Source organism: Hyphomicrobium sp. (assembly GCF_019753045.1).
In the GTDB taxonomy this organism is placed as follows: Bacteria; Pseudomonadota; Alphaproteobacteria; order Rhizobiales; family Hyphomicrobiaceae; genus Hyphomicrobium_B.
In genome coordinates, this window is sequence record NZ_JAIELN010000012.1 from 13,136 (window position 1) to 36,321 (window position 23,186).

Consider the following 23,186-nt stretch of genomic DNA (forward strand, 5'->3'; position numbering starts at 1 on the left):
CTTCCGGGCTGGAAAGCGCACCAACGTGGCTGCGTTTGAAGCCAGGAGGGCGCCTTGACTGATCACAGCATCAAAGGAAAGACCGCAATTATCGCAGGCGGCGGGAAAAATCTCGGCGGGTTGATCGCACGAGATCTCGCGGTGCAAGGCGCGAAGGCGATCGCAATCCACTACAACAGTGCCTCGAGCAAAGCCGAGACCGAGGCGACAGTTTCCGCGGTCAAGACCGCAGGCGCCGAATGCGTCGCGTTTCAGGCCGATCTGACATCGGCGGGCGCGGTCGAGAAACTTTTCGCAGACGTCGTACGCTGCGTGGGCCGGCCGGATATCGCGATCAACACCGTGGGCAAGGTTCTGAAGAAACCCATCGTCGAGATCAGCGAAGCGGAATACGACGAGATGAGCGCGGTGAATGCCAAGGCGGCATTCTTCTTTCTCAAAGAGGCGGGCAAGCACGTCGCGGACAACGGCAAGATCTGCACGCTGGTGACGTCTCTGCTCGGCGCCTACACGCCGTTCTATTCTTCTTATGCGGGCACGAAGGCTCCCGTGGAACACTTCACGCGGGCGGCATCGAAGGAATTCGGGTCGCGCGGGATCTCGGTCACGGCGATTGGGCCAGGCCCGATGGACACGCCCTTCTTCTATCCGGCCGAGGGTGCCGAGGCCGTTGCATACCACAAGACCGCCGCTGCCCTTTCGGCTTTCACGCCAACCGGCCTGACCCACATCGAGGACATCGTTCCTTGGATCCGCTTCCTGGTCTCGGACGGCTGGTGGATGACGGGGCAGACGATCCTGGTCAATGGAGGCTACACGACGAAATAGTCTGTCTTGGCTCTCAAAAGAAAAACACCTTGCCGCCGAGACGCGTGTCCCGGCGGCACGTTCACGGCCTCAAACTAGAAGTTGAACCCGATGCCGGCGGTCCCAAGATGGTACGACGTCTCGCCGAAGCGCTCCGTCCAGGCAGAGGTGGGAACATGGGTGTCATACTCGGTGGGCCCGAAAGTCTGATCGACTGAGCCGACGTACAGGTAGCGATACTCGCCGAACACATAGGCGTTGCTGCTAAGGGCGACGCGAACACCGGCCTTCGCTTGTGCCGCGAAGGTCCAGGCAGATGAGTCGGGGCCGGAGTTGAAGTGGTTGATGCCAGCCTCCGCCGGGCTGGTCTGGAGGGAATTCGCGCCGTCGATGGCGACGCGGGCGCCGCCGATGCCGCCACCGATATAGGGCGTCACGCCCTGATAAGACGTCGGAAAGCTGAGAACCAGATTCGCCAGAATAACGGAGCTGCTCATCGGGAAAGCATCGTCAAACGTATGCTCGGAAATCCGGTCAGTGGGATTTTTCAGCGTAGCGCGGCGCGTCCCGGCGTCGAGATACAGACCTTCGATCTCGAAGGCAGGCAGCACTACCGAGCCGCGCGAAAATTCATAACCGATCTGCCCGCCGACGAACCCGACGCCCCCGCTGTCGGTCCGACCCCTGGCATTGACGGCTAGCGGCCCTCCCGCGACCTCGGGAAAGAAGGCCGTGCCGAGTTGCGTGACGTCAGTGGCGGTGCCGAAGCCCCCGCCCCCGAAAACGCCGAGGTAGACACCACGCGCAGGCGCGGCTTGTCCTGGCAACTGCCTATCGGCAGCGACGGCCGGCGCCGCCACAAAACTCGCGATGATCGCCAGCGTCAGCTTGAACCGCATAGTCGCTCCCCTCAGATGACAGGCCCGAATCGAATCTGCTCTGCATGAGATTATTGCAGCTTGAACGCGAGTTCACGGCGTTGTTGGTGTACGGTTCAGGCGTTCGCACATGGCTTGCTGACGCGCTGTCTGCTGGGATTTCCGCGCTCCTGGACTCAGCCTCCAGCATGAGCTCGCGCCGACGTTCGGATCTACACCTGCAAATGTCAGCTCTTGGCTGGACGCTGCCGTGATCGCTAATTGGTCGATGTCTGCTGTCACGCAAAAGAGCGGGCGTCACGATCACGTAAGCCAAGTCGCTTCCTGATCGTCAGTGGATGGTCCTTGAAGAACCCGCCCCTTTACTCCGGCGGGTGGAAGTCAACTTTTCTTCGCACCGCTTGGTCCACGTCTTCCGGAGTCATGAGGACGGTGACCCGAGACTTCACCGTACCGCTGGCCTGGGCGACGATCGCGGTGGCTGCCATGTCCATGTTGCTCGGCAAGTCGAGAACAATGACGAAGTCATCACTGCCAAAAGTGAAATAAAATGCTTCGAGTTTGCCGCCCATTTCCTTGGCGAGCCGTTCTACCATAGCTCGTCGTTTCGAACCGCCCTCCTTTAGCAGGCCCTTCAGACCCTGATCGGTGTAGGAACCCTGCACGAGATACTTCGGCATAGCGTCTCCTCCTCCTTCAAGCTCCTGGCGATGGGCGATTATAAACCCTCAGTTGGAGGCGACATAACTGCCCTTTCCGTCATGCCGGCGCCCAGACAAGCTTCATCGCCGCCGTGGACGCTTGGCGTCGCACCGGCGGGCTGCGCTTATTCCACGTCGTTCTTGGCCGAGCGCGGCGCGACTGCGCCGAAGGCCGGGGATCCAGCGCAAGACTCGTCGAAGATGCAATACCGGGCCTTCGGCAACTTTTGCGCTCGATCCCCGAACCGCTCGCATGCTCGCGGATCGCGGATGACGGGTTGCTTATGAAAATGCTCGACAAAGGGCGCTTCATGCGCGACGAAGCACGAAAATTTTCGTCCACGAACCATCAACGGGACCGAGCAACACCATGAGCAAGACGCGCACCGAATCCGACACCTTTGGCCCAATCGAAGTTGCGGCCGATCGTTATTGGGGCGCGCAGGCTCAGCGCAGCCTCGGTAATTTCAAGATCGGCTGGGAGAAGCAGCCCGCTCCGATCGTTCGCGCGCTCGGTGTCGTGAAGCGCGCCGCGGCCGAGACGAACATGGCGCTCGGCAGGCTCGATCCGAAGATCGGCGAGACGGTCGTCAAGGCTGCGCAGGAAGTCATCGAGGGGAAACTCGACGATCATTTCCCGCTCGTCGTCTGGCAGACGGGTTCGGGTACGCAATCGAACATGAATGCGAACGAAGTCATCTCGAACCGCGCGATCGAGATGCTCGGCGGTGAGATGGGCTCGAAAAAGCCAGTGCATCCCAACGATCACGTCAACATGAGCCAGTCGTCCAACGACACCTATCCGACGGCGATGCACATCGCGTGCGCGGAAGAGGTCGTGCAACGGCTCATCCCGGCTCTGCAGAAGCTGCGCAACGCGTTGAACGACAAAGCGCAGGCTTGGTCGCACATCATCAAGATCGGCCGCACGCACACGCAGGACGCGACGCCGTTGACGCTTGGCCAAGAGTTCTCCGGTTATACCCAGCAGGTTGAGAACGGCATTGCGCGCATCGAGCAGTCGCTCCCGAAGTTGATGGAACTCGCGCAGGGCGGCACCGCAGTCGGCACCGGTCTCAACGCGCCAGTCGGCTTCGCGGAGAAAGTCGCCGAGCGCATCGCGGCCATCACAGGGCTTCCGTTCAAGAGCGCGCCCAACAAGTTCGAGGCCCTCGCCGCGCACGACGCGATGGTGTTTTCGCACGGTGCGATCAACACCGTCGCCGCGTCGCTGTTCAAGATCGCGAACGACATCCGCCTGCTCGGGTCGGGTCCGCGTTCAGGCCTCGGCGAGCTTTCGCTGCCGGAAAACGAGCCGGGTTCGTCGATCATGCCGGGCAAGGTTAACCCGACGCAGTGCGAGGCGCTGACGCAGGTTTGCATTCAGATTTTCGGCAACAACGCCGCGATCTCTTTTGCCGGCAGCCAAGGGCATTTCGAACTGAATGTTTACAATCCCGTAATGGCCTACAACTTCCTGCAATCGGTCCGCCTGATGAGCGATGCTGCGGTGTCATTCACCGACAATTGCGTCCTCGGCATCGAGCCGAGGGAAGACAACATCCGCGGAGGTCTCGAGCGGTCGTTGATGCTCGTTACGGCTTTGGCTCCGAAGATCGGTTACGACAACGCCGCTAAAATCGCGAAAACTGCCCACAAGAAGGGCACGACGCTTCGCGACGAAGCCGTCGGCGGCGGCTATGTGACGGACAAGGAGTTCGATGAGATCGTGCGGCCGGAAAAGATGATCGGGCCCGAGTGATCGCGTCAGTCTCGCGCTGCTCTTCGCAACTTTGCGACGTTCGCGGACAGACTTGCATGACGCCGTCATTGCGACCGAACGGCACTTTCAACATCAAGTGCTGCGTCGCCGTTTGACGGATTTGCGTTGCTGCAGATAAAATGGCTGAAACTCAGGATGCGATTTGCATCCTTTGCGGAGTGCATTTTATGACCGCCGAGATCATCAATCTCAACAAGGTCCGTAAAGCCCGCGAGCGCGCCGACCGGGAACGAGAGGCGCATGAAAACCGGCTCAAATACGGGCAATCGAAGTCGGAGCGGGGCCTTGTCGACGCGCAACATCGCAAGTCTCAGGCCGAGCTCGACAGGGCACGTCGGGAAGACAATCGCGCCGACGAAGACGCCGACGATATCGATCCCAACACCGCCTCGTAAATGAGGCCCGAGAAGCGCTCGTTCTCCATTCAGGGACACAGAACGTCGGTTTCACTCGAGAAGGCGTTCTGGATTGCTCTCAAGGAAGCTGCCGCCGAAGACGGCATGACGCTCGCGAGCTTGATCAATTCCATCGACAGAGGACGCGGGGATGCGGGACTCTCGAGCGCCGTCCGCGTCTGGCTGCTTGACCGCCTGAAGGCGCGCGCGCAGGTCAAGGCCGCTGATTAGCGGCAGCGCGGCGTCGTCCGGCAGCGAAGCCTTATCGGTATCTTCTGTAGCGCTCGCGAAATTCGATATCGGGAGGGCGGCTCGAACCGGTGTCGCACCAAGGGTTGCCGTAATAGCCGTAGCGGCCATTGATCGGCGTGCAGTCACGCACGACGGGCCTATCGTACCAAGGCTGCGGCTTCGGCTTCGTTCTGATGTGCTTCGCCAATGCTTGCGATGCTGGGGCGACCGCGGCAAGCGCCAGGAAAATTCCGATCAGATGGGTTTTCAAGGCAGTTCCTTCGCGAGGGCCGAATTCCTTCGAGGGGCGGGATTTCTTTCGGCCGGGCGCTCTCGATTGGCCGCCTCCGGAACTTAGGTATTCGACAGGGCGGTTGCCAGCCCCTCTCGAGTTGCTGATGCTATGCGTTGACGGAGTTACGTTCGAGGAAACGCGTGACGGTTCTAATAAAGCGGAAAGGCGGGGCCGGGACCTCGAAAGTGCCGCCCCGCCGCATTGCGATTTTGCGATGTTCGCCCGTTAATGCTCCCAGGCCGTCTCGGCGTTAAGGCAGACGACCCCAGCTGAAGAGGCCGTAAAGCCAAGCCGCCATGGCGCCGAATCCGGCAGCAATGCACAATATGGGTACGATCTCGCTAACGTTGCCTTCGAGCAGCGGCGACTGGCGATGCGCGAGATAGGGCATCACGATAAACGCACTGATGAGGCCCGGCCCGAAGAGGCCGAGGATGGCACCGCGAATGGTCATCATGCCCTCCGGCTTCCAGCCGAGGATCAGGCCAAACAGTGCGCCCCAGAGACCGCCGGTCAACGTGTTGCCCACGATCCAGGGCAGTTCGAGCGATGGCACAAGCAGGCTCGGCACGGGGTCCGTGCTCCAGGGCATCGCGTTCCAGCCAGTCCAATATTTCACGAATAGCCAGCTGATCCCTTCTTGAGCGATGACCGCCGCAATCATTCCGGCGACGAAGCCCATCAAAAGACTTCTCAAGGCATTCATGGTTGTTTCCCCTTCCCTGCTGTCCCCTTTGCGCGATGTGCCCCGCGCCCTTCTTGCTACTCTGCTTGCGTCAACTATTCCATGCCTGTTGCTCAATTTACAGATTTCGACTGAAGGCTGTTCGCGAGAAGCAACGGACGCAATGCCATTACAACTCGCCTTATTTTGGCCCATCGGGTAAGGCTTTCAGTACACGCCGCACAAAACGGTGCACTCGTCTTCCGTGACAGGGCACCTCCGGTCTCGTTGAGATCACGGTCGTGAGGCGCACCGGGGGGCTGGCGCTCGCGGTCCCCTGTCCAATCCAATGCTCCGCAGCGCGGGCCTTATGGCTCGTCATAGCCGCTTCACGGGGAAGCAGCGGGCGGTGCGTTTCGACCTTTTCCCATCATTGAACACGAGGGACTTCCCATGAGTAGGGGATCGACTATTGCTGTGCTTTCTCTGGCACTTGCCGCGTTCGTCGCGCCGAGCCTGGCCGAGGCCAAATCCTACAACAGCGGCAAAGGCTACCGCGCCAAGAGCCATACGACCGCCAGCCGCCGCGCATCCGGCGACAGCACCGCTTGTCTGACATCGGAAGCACGCAACCTTCTCGGGCGCATCCGGGGCCAATTCAACAACGTCCAAATCGTCTCGACCTGCCGGCCGGGCGCAAAGATCGCCGGGACGAACTATCCCTCGAAGCATGCTTCGGGACAGGCCATCGATTTCCGCGTGCCGGGCCGCAAAGCCGAAGTGGTTCGCTGGCTGATCGCCAATTATAAGAACGGTGGCATCATGACCTACAACGATATGGATCATATCCATGTCGACGTCGGCGCACGCTTTGTCGCTCTTAACCGTCCGAGCGGCCGGACCTGAAGCTTCGAGGCGGGCCGTGCGGCCCGCCTCAATTTCAATCAGGCGTTGTCCGCGGGATGCTGAAACGGCATGCATTTCAGGGCTCTGTGGCGCATCCTGGGGGCCCCCGCACCGCCTGCGACGATCTTGCCTTTCTTGAAGGAGCAAGGCATAAAGTCGCCATCGAACACGCCTTGGCTTACTCTTCGACAGCGCTACCGCCTGCCCTAAGACGTCTCCATCGCGCGATTTGATTATCTCCGGACATTCTGCCGGGGACTGCATGTTTGCTTTGGAGGCAATTGATGTCGAACGGGACTGTGAAGTGGTTCAACGGTCAGAAGGGTTACGGCTTTATTCAGCCTGAAGAAGGTGGGAACGATGTTTTCGTTCACATCTCGGCAGTTGAAAGAGCAGGTCTTCAGTCGCTCCGCGAAGGCCAAAAGATCTACTTTGAAACCGAGCGTGGGCGTAACGGCAAGATCGCTGCCGTAAACCTCCGTCCGCTCTAAGGTTTTCGAGGCCACTCCACTCATGCGGGGAGCAGCTCGGCTGCTCCCCGCTTTTCTTATCCGGTTATCAAAAAGGAAGTTCGGGAGATCGAATGGCGAAAGAAGAGATGCTCGAGTTCGAGGGTGTGGTGGACGAAGTTCTGCCTGACGCCCGCTGTCGCGTGAAGCTCGACAATGGGCATGAAGTCATTGCCTACACCTCGGGGCGCATGAAGAAGAACCGCATCCGCATTCTCGCTGGCGACCGTGTGACGGTCGAGATGACCCCTTATGATTTGACCAAGGGCCGCATCAACTTCCGTCACAAAGACGGTCGTCCCGGTGGCGGCGGCGCCGAACCTGCAGGCACGGCACGCTCGAGCGGCGGCCCTCCTCGTCGCGGCGGCGGACGCTAATCACGACGGACTGCGCGCTGCCTTCAACCGCAGTGCTCTCCCGCGAGTTAACGGGCTTTAGTCACTAACGGAAAGTTCGGCGGCGCGCTGCTTGTGATTGGCGCCGAGGCGCTCGGCGGTCCAGAGCCAAGCGGCCACCAGTGGAATGGCGATCGCTCCAGTTGCTCCCGCAGCAAATCCGAGCCCGCCTCCGACGATCGAAAAGAGCCATCCCGACATTGCATCGCCGCCGCGAAATACGACCGTGTCGATGAAGTTCTGCACCTTGTATTTGTCGGCTGGCGTGGCGAGCGTGTAGATGACCTTTATCGCGGGATTGGCGAGCGCGAACGAAACGATCCGTTCAGCAACCATGACGGCGGCGACAATCCACAGCGCCGCATCGAACGTCAGTAAAAGCACGCCCAGCGCGCCCGTCAGCGGCAGAGCGAGCAACGCTCCCGTTACGCCGAAGCGGCGCAGAACGCGCGCCGTTCCGAAGACTTCGATCAGGAACGTCACGACGCTGACGGCAAGGTCACGGCCCGAGAAAAACAGCACGCGGTCCGCGCTGTTGTCTATCGATGCCGCGACGAGACGCGCCTGCTCCAGGTAGAAAAACGTTCCGATAATGTTTGTGATGAAGATGAAAAGCGCGATGCGCGCGAACATCGGCGTCGTGAAGACCTTTATCGCGCCGTCGAGTATGCCGCCGCCTGCGGGCTCGGACGCCGTCTTCGCTTCAGCCGGTCTGAGGCGGCGCAACTGCAAGCTCGCCAACATCGACGCGATCAGCAATGCCGCCGAGACAGCCAAGAGATCGACGGGCGGCACTACTCTGACCAGCCCTTGCGTTAGCAACGGCCCCGCGAGAGCACCAGCGGTGCCGCCTGCCGAGATGAAGCCGTAGAGCCGTGTCGCTTCCTCGTGCGACCAGAGCTCCGACATCAGACTCCAGAAGAGCGATACGACGAAGAGATTGAAGACGCTTGCCCAGACGAAGAACGATCCGGCCACCCAATGATCGTCAGGCGATGCTTTGAGCAGGAGCCAGAAGACGATGAGGTTCGCCGAGAAGAAACTGTAAATCGACGGAAGCACGTAACGGCGCGGAAAGCGTGTCGCGACAAATCCGAACAGCGGCACGAGGACGAGCATCACGACGAAGACGACCGTGAAAAGTTCGCGGAGCGAATCCTTGCCCAGCGAGACGCCCATTTCGTCGCGAACGGGACGGATGATGTAGTAAGCAGACAGCAGCGCGAAGAACATCGCGAACGATGCGAGCAATGCAGCGATCTCTCCGGGCGCGACATCAACAAAGCGCCGCAGCCACGAGCCGGAAGAAGTTGTCGATGAGGGGGATCGTTGTGACGGCATGCTGGCCGGAGTTCTCGCAGCTATCGCTCTTATTGTCTTCCCGGAACTAACAGTGGCGAGCGTGCGTCATCGTGATTGACGCGATGCAGCGGAGAAGTACAGGCCAACAGGGTTTCCGGCAGTGTACCTTTAATGCACGGGTGTGCCTTATCGTTAGGCACTCTAACGTTTTCTAGATTGTGACTATGACTAATAGTTCTATACTGACGCAGTGCAGCAACAACAAGCTGTCCGGTGAGTTGGCAGTCAGCGGGAAATCCTTATCAACACAAGGACTTGCGACAGATATGAACTACTACGCCTATGAAATGGCCCATGCGTTCATGTCCCCTGTCCGATTCGGCGTCCAGGCCCTGCGTCAGACACTCGGCTGGCCTCTCAACCCGATGAGCTACACGGCGGCGGGGAAGAACATGATCGCCGCGTGCGAGGTGTTCGAGAACATCACGCGCCGTTATGGGAAACCCGAGTTCGGCATCAAAAGCGTGCAGCTCGCGGGCCTCACGGTTCCGATCCGCGAGGAGGTCGTTCTCGCCAAGCCGTTCTGCAATCTTATTCATTTCGATCGCGACCAGGCCGAGACCGGCAAGCGTTACGATCCGAAAGTTCTGATCATCGCGCCGATGTCGGGGCACTACGCGACGCTGCTCAGGGGCACGGTCGAATCCATGCTTCCCGAGCACGACGTCTACATCACCGACTGGGCCGACGCTCGCAACGTGCCGATTGCGGCGGGCCGATTCGATTTCGATGATTTCGTCGACTACCTGATCGACTTCATGCGTTTCATCGGCACGAACACGCATGTCATGGCGGTATGCCAGCCTGCCGTGCCTGCGCTTGTCGCGGCCGCGCTGATGGCCTCGCGGGATGAAACCTGTCAGCCGGCGTCGCTGGTGTTGATGGGCGGCCCGATCGACACGCGCCGTAATCCGACGAAGGTCAACGATCTCGCGGCAGAGAGATCAATCTCGTGGTTCGAGTCCAACGTCATCTCGACCGTGCCATTTCCGCATGCGGGATTCATGCGGCCGGTTTATCCGGGTTTCATGCAGCTCACGGGCTTCATGACGATGAACCTCGAGCGGCACATGAACGCTCACGTCGACCTGTTCAACAATCTCGTCAAAGGCGACTGCGACAGCGTCAACCAGCATCAGTCGTTCTACGAAGAATACCTCGCGGTCATGGACCTTACTGCGGAGTTCTATCTGCAGACCGTGCAGACGGTATTCCAGGATCACCTGCTCCCCGATAAGAAGCTGATGCACCGGAACGAGCTGGTCGACTGCTCGGCGATCCGCAACACCGCTCTCATGACCGTCGAAGGCGAGCGCGACGACATTTGCGGCCTCGGCCAAACGGAAGCCGCGCACGATCTCTGCGTCAGCATCCCGCACGACGAGAAAGTGCACTACGTGCAGCAGGGCGTCGGCCATTACGGCGTGTTCAACGGCACGCGCTGGCGCACCGAGATTCAGCCGCGCATTCGCGAGTTCATCCGCACGATCAATTACAAGCGGCTGACCGGCAATCAGTCGACGCGCATGCCGAAGCCGTACCGGGTGCTGAAGGATGCTCCGGACGTCGCTCCGGATTGGCGCACGAAGCCGAACGGCACGCTCAACGGCGTCAACGGCAAGCATCCGCCGTCCGCCGCCGGCGAGTGATTAGAGCGTCGGCGGGATAGAATCAGAACCGACGCTCTAAATTTTGGCTGTCGCATCGCTTTTGCACAAAACCGGTTCCCACTTTTGTGCGCGATGCTCTAGTGCGCTTCGTCCCAGTTGTAGGCGGCCTTCGCATCGACGTGGATCGGCACCGATAGTTTGACAGCTGGTTCGCCCGCCGACTCCATCACGCGGCGCGCGACGTCGATAAGCTTTTGAGCATCCGCTTCGGCCACTTCGAAAACGAGTTCGTCGTGAACCTGCAGAAGCATGCGAGCCGAGGACAGCTTCGCCTTTTCGATCGCGCCCGGCATGCGGATCATGGCGCGGCGGATGATGTCGGCCGCTGAGCCTTGTATCGGCGCATTGATCGCCGCCCGCTCGAGGAAACCGCGCATCGACGGGTTCTTCGTGTTGATCTCGGGATAGTGAATTTTCCGCCCGAAGATCGTTTCGACATGGCCGTGCGCATGCGCGTGCTTCTTCGTCGCTTCCATGTAATCGCGGATGCCGGGGAACCGCTGGAAGTAGGTCTTGATGTAGTCGCTGGCTTCCTCGCGGCTGATGCTCAGCTGGTTTGCAAGGCCAAACGGCGAGATACCGTAGATGATGCCGAAGTTGATCGCCTTGGCGCGGCGGCGCACCTCGCCCGGCATATCCTTGACCGGCACGCCGAACATTTCCGACGCCGTCATCGCGTGAATGTCGAGGCCGTCGGCGAATGCCTTCTTCAGCTGTGGAATGTCGGCGACGTGAGCGAGAACGCGCAGCTCGATCTGCGAATAGTCGGCCGAGACGAGCTTCATTCCTTTATCGGCGATGAAGGCTGTGCGAATTTCGCGGCCCTCTTTCGTGCGGATCGGGATGTTCTGCAGATTGGGATCGGACGAGGCAAGACGGCCGGTCGTCGTTGACGCCAGTGCGTAGCTCGTGTGAATGCGGCCCGTCGATGGATCGATGAATTCGGGCAGCGCATCGGTGTACGTCGAGCGAAGCTTCGAGATCTGCCGCCACTCGAGCATCGTATTGATCAGGCGGCGCGCATCGCCGTCGAGTTCCTCATTCGCCGCGAGCTCGTCCAGCAAGTTGGCGCGGGTTTCCCATTGGCCGGACTTCGTCTTCTTGCCACCGGGTAGCTTCAGACGATCGAACAGAAGCTCTCCGAGTTGCTTCGGCGAGCCGAGATTGAACTTGTGGCCGACTAGGCCATTGATCTCTTCCTCGAGCCTGACGGCGCGCTGCGCGAATGCACTAGACAGCCGCGCAAGGATATCGCGATCGACCTTGATGCCTGCGTGCTCCATCGCGACGATGACCGGAACGAGCGGCCGCTCCAGCGTTTCGTAGACGGTCGTTACGTGTTCCGCCGCGAGACGAGGCTTCAGGACTTTCCAGAGCCTCAGCGTCACGTCTGCATCTTCGGCGGCATATTCGGTCGCCTTATCGAGCGGCATCGCGGCGAAGGTCTTCTCGGACTTTTTGGCGCCCGGCGCTTGTCCCATCGCTTGCGCAAACGTCATGCAGGCGTGGCCGAGGTGGCGCTCGGCGAGCACATCCATGCCGTGTGCGTTGCGTCCGCCGTCGAGCGCATAGGAAATGAGCATCGTGTCGTCGAACGGCGTGACGTCGACGCCATAGCGCTTCATCACCAGCGCATCATACTTAATGTTCTGGCCAATCTTCAGGACCGAGGTGTCTTCGAGTAGCGGCCGCAGCACGTCCAATGCTTTAGATATCGCGAGTTGCGGCGGCCGGTTGTCGGCGCCGCCAAAGAGATCGTTGCTTGGCCCCGTGTGTCCGAGCGGCACGTAGCACGCTTCACCCGGTGCAACGGCGAGCGAAATGCCGACGAGGTCGGCCCGCGTCGCATCGAGGTCCGTCGTCTCGGTGTCGAATGCGACATAGCCTGTTTGACCGGCCTTCCTGACCCATTCCTCCAGGCGTGCTCGCGTCGTGATGGTTTCATACTTACTGCGGTCGATTGCCTTGGCGCGCGCGATCGCCGTTCCAGCGGCGACGGCCGCTGCCGGAGTGGCATCCTCGAATGCTTCCTCTTCAGCGAGCGCCTCGATTTTTTCCGATGTCGATTGCGCCTTGGATTTGAGGCTCGCGCCGACCGAGATCGCGAGCGGCGGCGGGGCTTCCGCTCCCAAGCCTTCCGCGATGCGCTTCGTGAGGGTGCTGAATTCCATCGCGCGCAGGAAGCCGAGGAGCGCATCGACCTTGGGATCGCGAACGCCCAGCGCTTCGATCGCAATTTCGAGCGGCACGTCTTCTTTCAAGAGCACGAGCTGACGCGAGATGCGTGCCTGCTCGGCGAACTCGATGAGCTTTTCGCGCCGCTTCGGCTGCTTGATTTCGCCGGCGCGCGCCAGAAGCGTATCGAGATCGCCATAAGTCGAAATGAGTTCGGCCGCCGTCTTGATGCCGATGCCGGGAACACCCGGAACGTTGTCGACGGAATCGCCCGAGAGCGCTTGCACGTCGATGACTTTTTCGGGCGGGACGCCGAACTTCTCGATCACCTCGTCGCGGCCGATGCGCTTGGCTTTCATGCCGTCGAACATCGTGACGCCGGGGCGCACGAGTTGCATAAGGTCCTTGTCGGAGGACACGATCGTAACATCGCCGCCGGCGTTCACGGCCTCTCTGGCGTACGTCGCGATCAGGTCGTCGGCCTCGTAACGGTCGAGTTCGATGCAGGCAACGTTGAAGGCTTTTACCGCGTCCCGGATCAGGGGGAATTGCGGAAGAAGCTCTTCCGGCGGCGGCGGGCGGTGCGCCTTGTACTGGGGATAGATGTCGTTCCGGAACGTCTCCCGGCCGGCATCGAAAATGACGGCAATATGGGTTGGCGCTTCGGACGCTTTCGACTCGCGCAAAAGCTTCCAGAGCATCGCGCAGAAGCCGTGGACCGCACCCACGGGCAGCCCGTCCGAAGGACGCGTCAGCGGGGGAAGCGCGTGGAAGGCCCGGAAAATATAGCCTGAACCGTCAACGAGATAGACGTGGCTTCCCTTGACGATCGGGACTTGTTCTGCCGCGCCAATAATTGAAGACTGCTCAATATCGTTCTGCTGCATCTTTGCTCTTTTTGGCCATGTCTCGGGCGGTTAGGCACGGGCGACTGGAGACTATCGCGGCTGTTCTCAAAACCGCGGGAAGGCGCGTTCCTCGACGAAATCGCGGCCATTATCGCACGCTGGCGGACCAATCTGCCAATCGGGCCGGCCGGTCCGTTGACAGCGCCCTCTGCCCCGTGGCTCATGTCCGCCAACACCTATGTAGGGTGCCGGCTGGGGAAGTTGCAAACCGTCACTTTGGGGAGACTATTTGTCATGCGCACAACCGTCAAATTCATGGCCAGCGTCGCCGCCGTTGCAGCGATAACCTCCGCTCTTGGGGCCGTCGAAGCCCAAGCGCTGCCTCGCTGCCGCGCGCCCGTCGAAGGCGTTGCGACCGCGACCGGCATTCTGGGGACGGGTTCCGAGAAGGCCCGGATCGAGGCCCGCGAGAACTGGAAGAGCACGGTGCGCAACCTCTATGGTCGCCGCTACGCCGACTTCTGGAATGCACAGGGTAAGCAGTGGGACTGCAAAAAGGGCGCGATCCTGCTTGCGAAATGCGTCGTCGTCGCCAAGCCCTGCCGCTATTGAGCGCTAGCGCGCCCGAGGCTTCCTTTGGGGAGGGTCGGCGCAAGCTCATGAGTAAACGCAAAAAATAAGGTGAGGCGCCTAGTCTCACCTTTATTTTCGAGCAGTTACCGCGCCGCAGATGTCTCTATTTGCGGCGCGTCGACGAATGGGCTATCAGTCTCGCCGAAGCACCCGTAGCTCAGCTGGATAGAGTGTCGCCCTCCGAAGGCGAAGGTCGCAGGTTCGAATCCTGCCGGGTGCGCCATACCCAGACGAATTTAACCCCGAATTTGCTGAAGAAACCGTAGGCAGGCTGCCGTGACTGGCCGTTTGCCTAGAGTTTTTGTGCCAGGAATCGGTACCTGAATCGGTACCAATTCCACGGCCTTGGCGAAGGGGTTTCGATGGCAAGGCACGTCGAGCAAGCACGGCCGCAGAAGCGGAATGGGTACTGGTATCTGGTGCGGGTGGTGCCGCAGGAGCTGGCAGAGCTGGACACGCGCGGCAAGGTTGTCGTTTCCACGCATATTCGAATAGCCGATGATCCTTATGCGGTGTCGGCAAGACCGGCGGTGGCGAAGCTTGATCGGGTGCTTCAGGAGTTCTGGGCGGATTTGCGCGCCGGCCGCGATCCATCGGCGCAAAAGACTTTTGAGAAAGCCGTGAAGCGTGCCCGCGATCTGGGCCTCACCTACATCGAAAAGTCCGAGCTCATGCAACTGAGCCTTGATGCGCTGGTGGAGCGGTTGGCGCTGCTCAAGCCCCTGACCGAGCAACAGCACAAGGATACCGCCGAAGTGGTGTGCGGGATGGTGCCTTTCCCGGGGACCAAGATTTCCGAGCTTGTTGATGAAGCCGAAAAATTGAAACAGGCTGAGCTAAACGGGATGTCGCCGAACCAAAGAAAGAAGTGGCGGAAAGCGCGGGAGAACGCCGTCAATCTATTCATCGACGTGATTGGGGGAGACAAGGCCCTTAAAGAAATATCGCGGGACGACGTGTTGGAATATAGGCAATTTTGGACGGACAGGATCGTGTCGGGAGAGGTCGTAACCGATACGGCAAACTCAAATTTGTTCCGCCTCAGCGGGATATTCTCGACCGTGAACAAGTTGAACCGATTGAAGTTGGACGCCGTTTTTGAGGACATCAAGATTGCGGGGCCGGAGTATGAGGCCCGCTTTCCTTATTCGACGGATTTTATTCAGGACAAGTTTCTCGCGGAGGGGATGTTTGATGGTCTCAATGATGAGGCGCGCCGGATTATCTACGTGATTGTGGAAACGGGTCTGCGGTTGTCCGAAGCCGCGAATTTGGATGAGAAGACCATTTTTCTGGATGGGGATATTCCTCACGTGTCCGTTGAGCCCAATGGGCGCAAGTTGAAGACGGCGGAGTCCAAACGAAAAGTGCCGCTTGTCGGCGTGGCTCTTCAGGCGATGAAGGCCCAGCCCAAGGGGTTTCCTCGTTACCGGGACCGCGAGGCATCGTTATCAGCCCTGATCAATAAGGCTTTGGACGCACGGGATATGCGGCCGAGAGGTGCCAAGCAAAGCGTGTATTCTCTGCGCCATTCATTTTCTGATCGGCTGCGCGCTGTTCTTTGCCCTGATAAAACCATCGATCAGTTGATGGGGCACGCGCGCAAGGGCATGCGTTACGGCGAGGGTGTGGACCTTCCGGTGGCGCAAAAGGTTTTGAATCAGATTGTGCTTCGCGGCCCTTCACGGATCTGACATTTCCAGCAGCTGGCGCGCCCTGGCTACTGGGTTGTCTCGCCGTGCTTCGGCAACGGCATGCTCGAGCCGGCGAAAAATGAATGCGTACTCCGCTCCATAGAGGACGACACAGCGGGCAGCTTCTCTCAGGGCCATTTCTAGCCGCTCAAGAGGTATGCTTCGCTCGTCGTCGCTCGTTCGCATAAATGAGCGATGACGTAGGGATTTTAGGGCTTCAAGAGGCCAGTTCGGTCAGAAATCATTGGGCGTATTGGGGGGAAATGAAACGTAGTTGGGGGTAGGTCAAGATTTCGTGAGTGGTTGAAGTTGTAAGAGCCGATCGGCCGAACGATTTTCGTTTCGCTATATCTACTGGATGCTTCAAACGGCCGAGGGAGTCAGCCCCCCTGCGAAAGTGCTCTCGGCCGACTTCACACAATTTCAAAAAATTACGGCGCGATGGACCGCGTGGGGGCACAGAAGGATGTAACTTCTCCGAGGTGAGGTTTGCTTATGTAGGCTATTAAGAGCGTCAACGCGACGACACTCGTTTGGCACCAGAGCGTTCGAGTTCGCGACCACAAACTCCAGCAAGGGATTTAGGGACGCCTTCAACGCGATTCACATGGCTCCTTGTTGTGAGCAACGTAAAACTCTTCCAACCTGATTTTAAGCGGTTCGATTACGGACATGTCGGCCAACGAGATGTAGTGGCTTCGATTTATGAGGAGCCGCTCAACTTCTCTTTTGCAGTATCTCACGGCCTGGGCGCGTCTCAGATTTCCTTTGCCGGCTTTTTCCACCCGCTCCTCGCAGTAATCAAAAAATTTCGCTCCCCAAACTATTCGCGACTGCAGGTCAATGGCGATATCAAGGTCACCATAGTCAGTCATTCCAGGGTCTATGTAACTTCCGAACAAGAAAGCTCTCTTGACATAGAAGGCCAGCTTGCGGTCCGAATTAACCGATTCAATTCGCTCACGAAACTTCCGGAGAATGGCATCTGCCTTCGGCTTGCCGATCCTTGCAACCGCTTTGGTATAGGCAAACTGGTCTCCCGTAGGGGTGAGAGCAAATGCAGGCTCACTTAGGAGCTGAACTGTCGGATCAACCCTAATCAGACCCTGACCCAATAGCTTCTCCACGATGGTGATCGCCGCACCCTCGGTCACATTAAGGTGCTTTACTAAAAGCAAATGACAAAAAGAAGTACGATTAACGTATCTCAAGAAATCCCGTATTTCGAGCATTGTTACGCCGGCAATAACATCGCTCCAATTGACGCGCATGCGCCGTCTCCTTCGCCTAAATTCATTACGAAGGGGCTTACCGATCAACATAAGATTTTTCTTTTTAGTAGCGGGAGACCCCCGTCAAACCCAATTAAGATTCGCCCGTTCGAGGGATTCGCGTCAATACGTTTTGAACTCGCGACGCTCAGAATTACGAAATTGCATAAGCGCCGATGGAATGCACGACAGCACAATTAGTTTCCCCTCGGTTCACTTCGAGTCCCCTACGGGGCGCCAAACCTTTGGGGTATGGTGCAACCCCGCCTGAATTTCACCTTCCTTTCGAGTCCTCTTCTGGGCACCAATTGGGGTGTGAAAATAGAAAACAACATTATAATCAGTGCGTTAGCTGGTGTTTTAGATATCGAACAAAAGGGACTCGAACCCCTCATGTCCGAGCCCTTTTAAGAGGGGCCGATCGCACTGCCTCAAATCGGTCTTCAATCAAATTGGCAATATTATTCCGAGATTCCAAAATAAGGATTTTGCGCTCTAAAAAAGCGGATAGAACTTGTCATTATCGGCAAAATAAACTTTCGCCCCATATCGCAAAAACACGGATTATATTTCTTCGTCTTTCGAAATAGCTATCTCCAAATTCCCCTGCCGTGTGTATAGCATTAGGATTCTATCCGCTTCGGCCATGGGATCTTCCCGCTTTGCCTTTTCCAATTCGGCTTGTAAACGATACATCAGTGGTGCGTGCCTCGGGCCATGAAGCTTGACCACGTAGGCGACGAATATCAGGGCATCCTCAATTTCTGCGACCGTAAAGCTGGTTTGGAGAACTGCACTTGTAACAGGGTGCTCGCAAGTGCTTCTCGAACGCTGATACCGTTTCAATCTTGTCACTCCACTTATGATGAGACGATCAACCGTCTGCGGAGCTTTTCAAAAAAGGGTCCTTTTTTGTGCAGCGAAGTTGCATGATGGTTAGCGCGCTCTAAGCTAGGAAACGGGCGGTTCGCGTCCTGAGAGAAGCGACGCCTAAGCAACGAGCAAAAGGGACCCCTTTTGATAGGTTTTCCACACCATCATTTCCCTGCAATTTGCGTAAGCGGGCGGCTGTGAATGTTTATTGGCTACGCGCGCGTATCAACGGATGAACAGAGTATTGATTTGCAACTCGACGCCCTTGAGCGGGCAGGATGTCAACGTATTTTCAACGATAGTGGGTTTTCCGGAGCGTTGAAAAGCAGGCCTGCGCTGGATGAACTACTTGCATATCTGAAGCCTGGCGACACGCTGGTGACTTGGCGCCTTGATCGGCTCGGGCGCAGCCTTTCGCATTTAATCTTGCTGGTGAACGATCTAGAGGTTCGCGGCATAGCGTTTAAATCGCTGTCTGAGGCCATCGACACCAGCACCGCGGGCGGGCGCCTTCAATTTCACATGATGGGTGCATTAGCCGAATTCGAGCGCGCACTCATCAGTGAGCGAACAAAGGCAGGTATGGCGGCCGCTCGACTCAGAGGTGTTCAGCTGGGTCGCCCCAACAAACGGCGGTTGCTCAAAGTATAGCCGCCGCTAAGAAAATGAGACCGCTTAGTCCCATTTGCGGAAATTGTCCAAGCTATGGTCGGCAAGGCCGATGCTGCTGCCGACCACGTCTGTTTACAGAGTTATCGCGTCAAGATGTCGGTGGTCCCCGATGTCTCGAAGGCTCCGTGGACCTCAATGTCGAGATCACGCTTTTCGCTCGTCAACCCCAGGTTAGTCTTGGCACGATGTCCGACCCGCGACGCAGGCGCGATCGTGGGTCAATGATCGGACTATTGACAGCGCCGCCGTGTGTGGTAAGAAATTCTTACTTGTGGTAATGAGGCGGTCATGACGCGCGAAGAGGTCAAACAGAAGCTTGTGAACGTGCTGACTACGATTCAGACGAACAGCGGCTTGCCCTGCCCGCCGCTTGACGGATCGGTGAAACCGGCCGAGCAGCTGGAAAAATTCAACAGCAAGGTCTGGCCGGCGGCGATCGGCATGCTTTCGGCCGAGCTGAATTACGACATCGATGATGACATCAACATCTTCGCCTCAAAAGACGGAACGGTCGCCTACACGATCGATGAAGTTGCGGACATGGCCTGCAAGCTGGCGAACGACACTAAGACCACGAAGAAGAAGGAAGCGGCGCAGTGAGTGAAACGGATGGCAAAAAACGCGCACAGACCGCGAAGCGCATTAGCGAAGCGCGAAAATCGGCGGGTCTTTCGCAGGGGCAGGTGGCCAAGCTGATGGAACTACATCGGCCAACGATCTCGGAGATCGAAGCGGGAAACCGCCGCGTCACGGCCGAAGAACTGTCTACGTTCGCAAAGCTCTTCGATGTGACGGTCGGGTGGCTGCTGGGCGAAGCTTCGGACACCATCGAGACCGATGATCCGCGCGTCCAGCTTGCCGCACGGGAACTGAAGAAACTGAAACCCGAGGATCTGGACCGCCTGATGCGCCTCCTAGCAAGCATGCGTTCGGATGAAACGCCTAAGGCCAAGCGCGGAGGCAAATCATGATACCGCAGCTCAAATCAATTGGCTGTGTCGATAAGAAGGCCCTCACGCAGATGGCGATGAAGGCAGCCGTCAAGACCCGCGCGCGGGGAGGGCTCGATCAGATCAGCCCCGCCTGCATTTTCGATCTGTGCGAAAAGCTTGGCGTTCCCGTGCGCTTTACCGACATCAACATGGAAGGCATGTATAGCGGCGGCGAGGCGCCGCGAATCTTCGTGTCGTCGCAGCGGCCGCTCGCGCGCCGGGTCTTCACCTGCGGGCACGAGCTTGGCCATCACGAATTCGGGCACGGCACGACAATCGACGAGATGAAGGAAGAGGCGGCAGCGCTAAAGGACGAAAATCCCGACGAGTTTCTGGTCAACGCGTTCTCGAGTTTCGTCCTCATGCCGATCATTGGCCTGCGCGGTGCCTTCGCGCGCCGCCGCACCGATATGCACACGGCCACGCCAGCGCAGATGTTCGCCGTCGCGAACAATTTCGGCGTCGGCTACGCTACGCTGGTCACGCATCTTGCATACGGCGTCCTGGAGATCGCGGTTGGCCGCGCTCGGGAGCTGCTGAAAGCCACTCCGAAGTCCATCCGGAAGAGCTTGCTCGGCGACGATAGCGCTGACCCATTGTTGATAGTGGACCCGTTCTGGCTCGCAAAGCCTATCGATGCCGAGGTCGGCACGTCGATTCTGCTGCCTGCGGGCAGCGCCGCCGGGGGCGACATCCTACAACCGGCAGGTACGTGCGCGACCGGCGACATTTACAAAGCCGTTCGACCGGGTCTGGGCCGCGTAGGCCTTGGCGCCGGGAACGAGCATTTTGTGCGAGTATCGAAGAGAGGTTACGCCGGTCTCGCGAGATACCGGCACATGGAGGACGATGATGTCTAAGTCCATTGACGCGGACGTGCCCGAAGTGATTGAGGGCGCCAATCTTTCCTGGGCATGGGCCGATGCCATTCGCAAGATCCAGGGCAAGCGCGGCCATACGCTCTCGCCCTTGCTCATCAGCATTCACGGATTCGATGCAGCGGGCTATCCGGTTGAAGACCCGGCTATGCGTCAGGATCTCGATGCGCTGCTCGCCGCCCAAAAAGAGTGGGATATCGAAACGGTCGCCTTCACGATCTTTCCCGAGCGGCTTTACCAGATCGCGGGCGGCGACCGGGCCAAGCTTTTTGACATCTATCGCCGCACCTTCCCGAAATACCAGGCTATGAACCGGCAGCTCAACGGCAAAGGCCTGTATTTCGAGCGACTGACAATGTTCGGCCGCGGGCCCTCCAACGGCAATCAGCTCGAGTTCATCATCGACCAGTTTTCGGGGCGCAAGGGTGTCCGGGATTCGATGCTTCAGGCGTCGATCTTCGATCCCGAGCGCGATCACAGCAGCAGCGCACAGCTTGGCTTTCCGTGCCTTCAGCATGTCTCCTTCGTGCCGACGAACGATGGCATGGTGACCAACGCCTTTTACGCCACGCAGCAGCTCTTCAATAAAGCCTACGGTAATTATCTCGGCCTCGCGCAGCTCGGCCGCTTCGTCGCCAAAGAGTGCGGCATGAAGCCAGCCAGACTCAACGTCTATGTCGGCGTGGCGAAGCTTGAAGGAATTGCAAAGTCGGACCCGAGGCTGGTCGCACTTGTTGATGCCGCCGGAACGCGAATGCAGGCGGCCGCATGAAAACTTCGAAGTCTTCACGCAAGAAAACGCCCCGGAGGCCGACACCGCACCCGGCCATGACTTGCCGCGGCCAGTTGATCGTATTCGAGGGCCCGGACGGTGTCGGCAAGTCGACTTTGGCAAAGATGGTCGTGCAGACCTTGAACGCCCAGGGCCGCAGCTGCCGCCTCATGTCATTCCCGGGCCGGGAAGATGGCACTCTCGGGCAACTCGTCTATCGTCTGCATCACAACGCGGCTGCGCTTGGCGTTCAATCGATTTCGGAAACGGCCCGGCAGGCCCTGCACGTCGCCGCCCACCTCGACGTCATGGAAAGAGTCATTCTGCCGGCGCTCGCGTCCGGCGAGCACGTGATCCTCGACCGCTTCTGGTGGTCAACGCTGGTATATGGCAAGGCCGGCGGTATCGAAAGCAGCACATTGAAGGCCTTGATCGAGCCCGAGATCCGTCTTTGGGGCGACCAGCCCATGACACTATTCCTGATTGATCGCGACACACCGATCGATCGCGATGAGGATGCCGGTTACTGGCAGAAGCTCAGGGGCTTGTACGCCGGGCTGGCTAAAGAAAGCATCAGCGCGCATCGCGTGGAGTCCATTTACAATACCGCAACCCTTACCGACGCAATGTCCGAAATTTTGGCGCGGCTACCCGAGGCTGTCCGTTCAAAAGTGAAGACAGGACAGCGGAAGGCCGCGGATCAGATTTCCATGGCGTTTCACCCGGCGAAACAGAGCGCGCAGAAGGCCGAAGCGCCTACCGTTTTTTCAAGACTTGGACCCGCAAAGCCAACCGTCGTCTTCGATACGTATTGGCGTTTTGCGGTAGAGCGACAGGAGGTCTTCTTCCGCCGCCTGCAGGGTCTGCGACGCCCCTGGACGGCCGATCCGATTATCGAGGAGCACAAGTTCACCAACGCCTACCGGGCATCGGACCGGGTCAGCCAGTACCTGATCCGCAACGTCATCTATCGCGATGACCTCTCATCTGCCCCTGAGGAAGTTTTCTTCCGTATCCTGATCTACAAGCTCTTCAATAAGATCGAGACATGGGGGCTGCTCGAAAAGGCGCTCGGAGCGATCACATACGAGGACTATAGCTTCCGGCGGTACGATGCCATTCTCTCTAAAGCGCTATCGCGCGGTGAACGCATCTACTCGGCGGCCTACATCATGCCGCCCGGAAGCCGCGCGTTCGGCCACTCGGCGAAGCATCAGAACCATCTGAAACTGCTGGAATCGATGATGCGCGACGACTTGCCGTCTCGGCTCGCCGCTGCGCGGCGCATGCAGGATGCGTTCGAACTGCTGCTATCATATCCGACCATCGGCGATTTTCTCGCCTATCAGTTTGTCACCGACATCAACTACAGCGAAATTACAAACTTCTCGGAAATGGATTTCGTCATGCCGGGGCCTGGCGCGCTCGACGGTATCCGAAAGTGCTTCTCGAATCTCGGCGGTCTGAACGAGCCCGAAATTATAAAGCTCGTTGCGGACCGGCAGGCTGACGAACTTGCGCGGCTCGGTTTACAGTTCCGGTCCCTCTTTGGACGCAGGCTGCAGCTCATCGACTGCCAGAACCTCTTTTGCGAGGTCGATAAATACGCGCGCGTCGCACATCCGGAGATCACGGGCCTCACTGGTCGCACGCGCATCAAGCAGAAATTTTCGCCGATCTCCAAGCCGATCAACTTCTGGTTCCCGCCAAAATGGGGAATCAACGATGCCGTTGCCGAATTTTCTCCACAGACAAGAAAACCCGCAGCATAAATAATCGAGG

General features: G+C 58.7%; 23 protein-coding genes and 1 tRNA gene. 17 read left to right on the forward strand and 7 right to left on the reverse strand.

All coding sequences use genetic code 11. From position 1 onward, the window contains the following. Positions 1-54: 54 nt before the first annotated feature. The gene (locus K2Q04_RS14180; protein WP_291164985.1) at positions 55-828 is read left to right on the forward strand and encodes an SDR family oxidoreductase; all 774 of its coding nucleotides are present in this window, start codon (positions 55-57) and stop codon (positions 826-828) included. Between the two features lie 74 nt (positions 829-902). Here K2Q04_RS14180 and K2Q04_RS14185 read toward each other — a convergent pair whose 3' ends face one another. Together K2Q04_RS14185 and K2Q04_RS14190 are read right to left on the reverse strand one after the other, a co-directional pair. Then, positions 903-1,706 (reverse strand): outer membrane beta-barrel protein, encoded by an 804-nt coding sequence (locus K2Q04_RS14185; protein ID WP_291164987.1) that lies wholly within the window; start codon positions 1,704-1,706, stop codon positions 903-905. A gap of 341 nt (positions 1,707-2,047) precedes the next feature. After that, positions 2,048-2,365 carry a GYD domain-containing protein gene (locus K2Q04_RS14190; RefSeq protein WP_291164989.1) on the reverse strand — a complete coding sequence of 106 codons (318 nt, stop codon included), beginning with the start codon at positions 2,363-2,365 and terminating at the stop codon, positions 2,048-2,050. A 391-nt stretch (positions 2,366-2,756) separates the two neighbouring features. Here K2Q04_RS14190 and fumC point away from each other — a divergent pair, with 391 nt between their 5' ends. The 3 genes from fumC to K2Q04_RS14205 all read left to right on the forward strand — a co-directional run bounded on the left by fumC (position 2,757) and on the right by K2Q04_RS14205 (position 4,795). Next, complete coding sequence (gene fumC / locus K2Q04_RS14195) at positions 2,757-4,148, forward strand: class II fumarate hydratase (RefSeq protein WP_291164992.1); 1,392 nt, start codon at positions 2,757-2,759, stop codon at positions 4,146-4,148. Positions 4,149-4,336: 188 nt separating this feature from the next. Beyond that, positions 4,337-4,564: a DUF4169 family protein gene (locus K2Q04_RS14200; RefSeq protein ID WP_092869082.1), complete on the forward strand. Its 228-nt coding sequence runs from the start codon at positions 4,337-4,339 to the stop codon at positions 4,562-4,564. Beyond that, positions 4,565-4,795, forward strand: coding sequence for a ribbon-helix-helix domain-containing protein (locus K2Q04_RS14205; protein ID WP_291164996.1), 231 nt, complete (start codon positions 4,565-4,567; stop codon positions 4,793-4,795). It begins immediately after the preceding gene. 31 nt (positions 4,796-4,826) lie between these two features. On the opposite strand, the gene K2Q04_RS14210 is transcribed toward K2Q04_RS14205, so the two are convergent. Next, complete coding sequence (locus tag K2Q04_RS14210; protein ID WP_291164999.1) at positions 4,827-5,066, reverse strand: hypothetical protein; 240 nt, start codon at positions 5,064-5,066, stop codon at positions 4,827-4,829. A 274-nt stretch (positions 5,067-5,340) separates the two neighbouring features. Beyond that, entirely contained in the window at positions 5,341-5,796 is a 456-nt protein-coding gene (locus K2Q04_RS14215; protein WP_291165002.1) for a hypothetical protein, read from the reverse strand. Positions 5,797-6,207: 411 nt separating this feature from the next. On the opposite strand from K2Q04_RS14215, the gene K2Q04_RS14220 reads away from it, so the two are divergent. The 3 genes from K2Q04_RS14220 to infA all read left to right on the forward strand — a co-directional run bounded on the left by K2Q04_RS14220 (position 6,208) and on the right by infA (position 7,546). Next, positions 6,208-6,660, forward strand: a complete 453-nt coding sequence (locus K2Q04_RS14220) for a DUF882 domain-containing protein (protein ID WP_291165005.1) — start codon at positions 6,208-6,210, stop codon at positions 6,658-6,660. A 284-nt stretch (positions 6,661-6,944) separates the two neighbouring features. Next, positions 6,945-7,151, forward strand: a complete 207-nt coding sequence (locus K2Q04_RS14225; protein ID WP_013214405.1) for a cold-shock protein — start codon at positions 6,945-6,947, stop codon at positions 7,149-7,151. 92 nt (positions 7,152-7,243) lie between these two features. Then, positions 7,244-7,546: a translation initiation factor IF-1 gene (infA, locus tag K2Q04_RS14230; protein WP_092868259.1), complete on the forward strand. Its 303-nt coding sequence runs from the start codon at positions 7,244-7,246 to the stop codon at positions 7,544-7,546. Positions 7,547-7,603: 57 nt separating this feature from the next. On the opposite strand, the gene K2Q04_RS14235 is transcribed toward infA, so the two are convergent. Next, positions 7,604-8,815: an NTP/NDP exchange transporter gene (locus K2Q04_RS14235; protein ID WP_291165010.1), complete on the reverse strand. Its 1,212-nt coding sequence runs from the start codon at positions 8,813-8,815 to the stop codon at positions 7,604-7,606. A 377-nt stretch (positions 8,816-9,192) separates the two neighbouring features. Here K2Q04_RS14235 and phaZ point away from each other — a divergent pair, with 377 nt between their 5' ends. Next, positions 9,193-10,575 carry a polyhydroxyalkanoate depolymerase gene (phaZ, locus tag K2Q04_RS14240; RefSeq protein ID WP_291165531.1) on the forward strand — a complete coding sequence of 461 codons (1,383 nt, stop codon included), beginning with the start codon at positions 9,193-9,195 and terminating at the stop codon, positions 10,573-10,575. Between the two features lie 98 nt (positions 10,576-10,673). Here phaZ and polA read toward each other — a convergent pair whose 3' ends face one another. Next, positions 10,674-13,658, reverse strand: coding sequence for a DNA polymerase I (gene polA, locus K2Q04_RS14245; protein WP_291165013.1), 2,985 nt, complete (start codon positions 13,656-13,658; stop codon positions 10,674-10,676). A gap of 255 nt (positions 13,659-13,913) precedes the next feature. Between polA and K2Q04_RS14250 the strand changes: the two genes are divergently transcribed. From K2Q04_RS14250 to K2Q04_RS14260, 3 genes are all read left to right on the forward strand, one after another. Next, on the forward strand, positions 13,914-14,231 hold the full coding sequence (locus K2Q04_RS14250; RefSeq protein WP_291165016.1) for a hypothetical protein: 318 nt from the start codon (positions 13,914-13,916) through the stop codon (positions 14,229-14,231). 167 nt (positions 14,232-14,398) lie between these two features. Then, positions 14,399-14,475, forward strand: a tRNA-Arg gene (locus tag K2Q04_RS14255). A 139-nt stretch (positions 14,476-14,614) separates the two neighbouring features. Continuing rightward, entirely contained in the window at positions 14,615-15,946 is a 1,332-nt protein-coding gene (locus K2Q04_RS14260) for a tyrosine-type recombinase/integrase (RefSeq protein WP_291165019.1), read from the forward strand. 593 nt (positions 15,947-16,539) lie between these two features. On the opposite strand, the gene K2Q04_RS14265 is transcribed toward K2Q04_RS14260, so the two are convergent. Then, on the reverse strand, positions 16,540-17,217 hold the full coding sequence (locus K2Q04_RS14265; RefSeq protein WP_291165022.1) for a hypothetical protein: 678 nt from the start codon (positions 17,215-17,217) through the stop codon (positions 16,540-16,542). A 1,074-nt stretch (positions 17,218-18,291) separates the two neighbouring features. Between K2Q04_RS14265 and K2Q04_RS14270 the strand changes: the two genes are divergently transcribed. The 6 genes from K2Q04_RS14270 (at position 18,292) to K2Q04_RS14295 (ending at position 23,176) form a co-directional block, all read left to right on the forward strand. Then, positions 18,292-18,741: a recombinase family protein gene (locus K2Q04_RS14270; protein WP_366935756.1), complete on the forward strand. Its 450-nt coding sequence runs from the start codon at positions 18,292-18,294 to the stop codon at positions 18,739-18,741. A 309-nt stretch (positions 18,742-19,050) separates the two neighbouring features. After that, the gene (locus K2Q04_RS14275; RefSeq protein WP_291165025.1) at positions 19,051-19,362 is read left to right on the forward strand and encodes a hypothetical protein; all 312 of its coding nucleotides are present in this window, start codon (positions 19,051-19,053) and stop codon (positions 19,360-19,362) included. Beyond that, positions 19,359-19,733 carry a helix-turn-helix transcriptional regulator gene (locus K2Q04_RS14280; RefSeq protein WP_291165028.1) on the forward strand — a complete coding sequence of 125 codons (375 nt, stop codon included), beginning with the start codon at positions 19,359-19,361 and terminating at the stop codon, positions 19,731-19,733. The genes K2Q04_RS14275 and K2Q04_RS14280 overlap by 4 nt, the downstream gene beginning before the upstream one ends. Next, a complete protein-coding gene (locus tag K2Q04_RS14285) occupies positions 19,730-20,614 on the forward strand; it encodes an ImmA/IrrE family metallo-endopeptidase (protein WP_291165031.1) in 885 nt (294 codons plus the stop codon). Before K2Q04_RS14280 ends, K2Q04_RS14285 begins: the two co-directional genes overlap by 4 nt. Next, a complete protein-coding gene (locus tag K2Q04_RS14290) occupies positions 20,607-21,404 on the forward strand; it encodes a thymidylate synthase (protein ID WP_291165033.1) in 798 nt (265 codons plus the stop codon). Before K2Q04_RS14285 ends, K2Q04_RS14290 begins: the two co-directional genes overlap by 8 nt. Continuing rightward, a complete protein-coding gene (locus K2Q04_RS14295) occupies positions 21,401-23,176 on the forward strand; it encodes a nucleotide kinase domain-containing protein (RefSeq protein WP_291165036.1) in 1,776 nt (591 codons plus the stop codon). Before K2Q04_RS14290 ends, K2Q04_RS14295 begins: the two co-directional genes overlap by 4 nt. Positions 23,177-23,186 lie beyond the last annotated feature (10 nt).

Bases quoted from the DNA above. Each gene is read 5' to 3' on its own strand.
- K2Q04_RS14185 (WP_291164987.1), bottom strand. From the start codon at position 1,706: ATGCGGTTCAAGCTGACGCTGGCGATCATCGCGAGTTTTGTGGCGGCG.
- K2Q04_RS14190 (WP_291164989.1), bottom strand. From the start codon at position 2,365: ATGCCGAAGTATCTCGTGCAGGGTTCCTACACCGATCAGGGTCTGAAG.
- fumC (WP_291164992.1), top strand. From the start codon at position 2,757: ATGAGCAAGACGCGCACCGAATCCGACACCTTTGGCCCAATCGAAGTT.
- K2Q04_RS14200 (WP_092869082.1), top strand. From the start codon at position 4,337: ATGACCGCCGAGATCATCAATCTCAACAAGGTCCGTAAAGCCCGCGAG.
- K2Q04_RS14205 (WP_291164996.1), top strand. From the start codon at position 4,565: ATGAGGCCCGAGAAGCGCTCGTTCTCCATTCAGGGACACAGAACGTCG.
- K2Q04_RS14215 (WP_291165002.1), bottom strand. From the start codon at position 5,796: ATGAATGCCTTGAGAAGTCTTTTGATGGGCTTCGTCGCCGGAATGATT.
- K2Q04_RS14220 (WP_291165005.1), top strand. From the start codon at position 6,208: ATGAGTAGGGGATCGACTATTGCTGTGCTTTCTCTGGCACTTGCCGCG.
- K2Q04_RS14225 (WP_013214405.1), top strand. From the start codon at position 6,945: ATGTCGAACGGGACTGTGAAGTGGTTCAACGGTCAGAAGGGTTACGGC.
- infA (WP_092868259.1), top strand. From the start codon at position 7,244: ATGGCGAAAGAAGAGATGCTCGAGTTCGAGGGTGTGGTGGACGAAGTT.
- phaZ (WP_291165531.1), top strand. From the start codon at position 9,193: ATGAACTACTACGCCTATGAAATGGCCCATGCGTTCATGTCCCCTGTC.
- polA (WP_291165013.1), bottom strand. From the start codon at position 13,658: ATGCAGCAGAACGATATTGAGCAGTCTTCAATTATTGGCGCGGCAGAA.
- K2Q04_RS14250 (WP_291165016.1), top strand. From the start codon at position 13,914: ATGCGCACAACCGTCAAATTCATGGCCAGCGTCGCCGCCGTTGCAGCG.
- K2Q04_RS14260 (WP_291165019.1), top strand. From the start codon at position 14,615: ATGGCAAGGCACGTCGAGCAAGCACGGCCGCAGAAGCGGAATGGGTAC.
- K2Q04_RS14265 (WP_291165022.1), bottom strand. From the start codon at position 17,217: ATGCGCGTCAATTGGAGCGATGTTATTGCCGGCGTAACAATGCTCGAA.
- K2Q04_RS14270 (WP_366935756.1), top strand. From the start codon at position 18,292: ATGTTTATTGGCTACGCGCGCGTATCAACGGATGAACAGAGTATTGAT.
- K2Q04_RS14275 (WP_291165025.1), top strand. From the start codon at position 19,051: ATGACGCGCGAAGAGGTCAAACAGAAGCTTGTGAACGTGCTGACTACG.
- K2Q04_RS14285 (WP_291165031.1), top strand. From the start codon at position 19,730: ATGATACCGCAGCTCAAATCAATTGGCTGTGTCGATAAGAAGGCCCTC.
- K2Q04_RS14290 (WP_291165033.1), top strand. From the start codon at position 20,607: ATGTCTAAGTCCATTGACGCGGACGTGCCCGAAGTGATTGAGGGCGCC.
- K2Q04_RS14295 (WP_291165036.1), top strand. From the start codon at position 21,401: ATGAAAACTTCGAAGTCTTCACGCAAGAAAACGCCCCGGAGGCCGACA.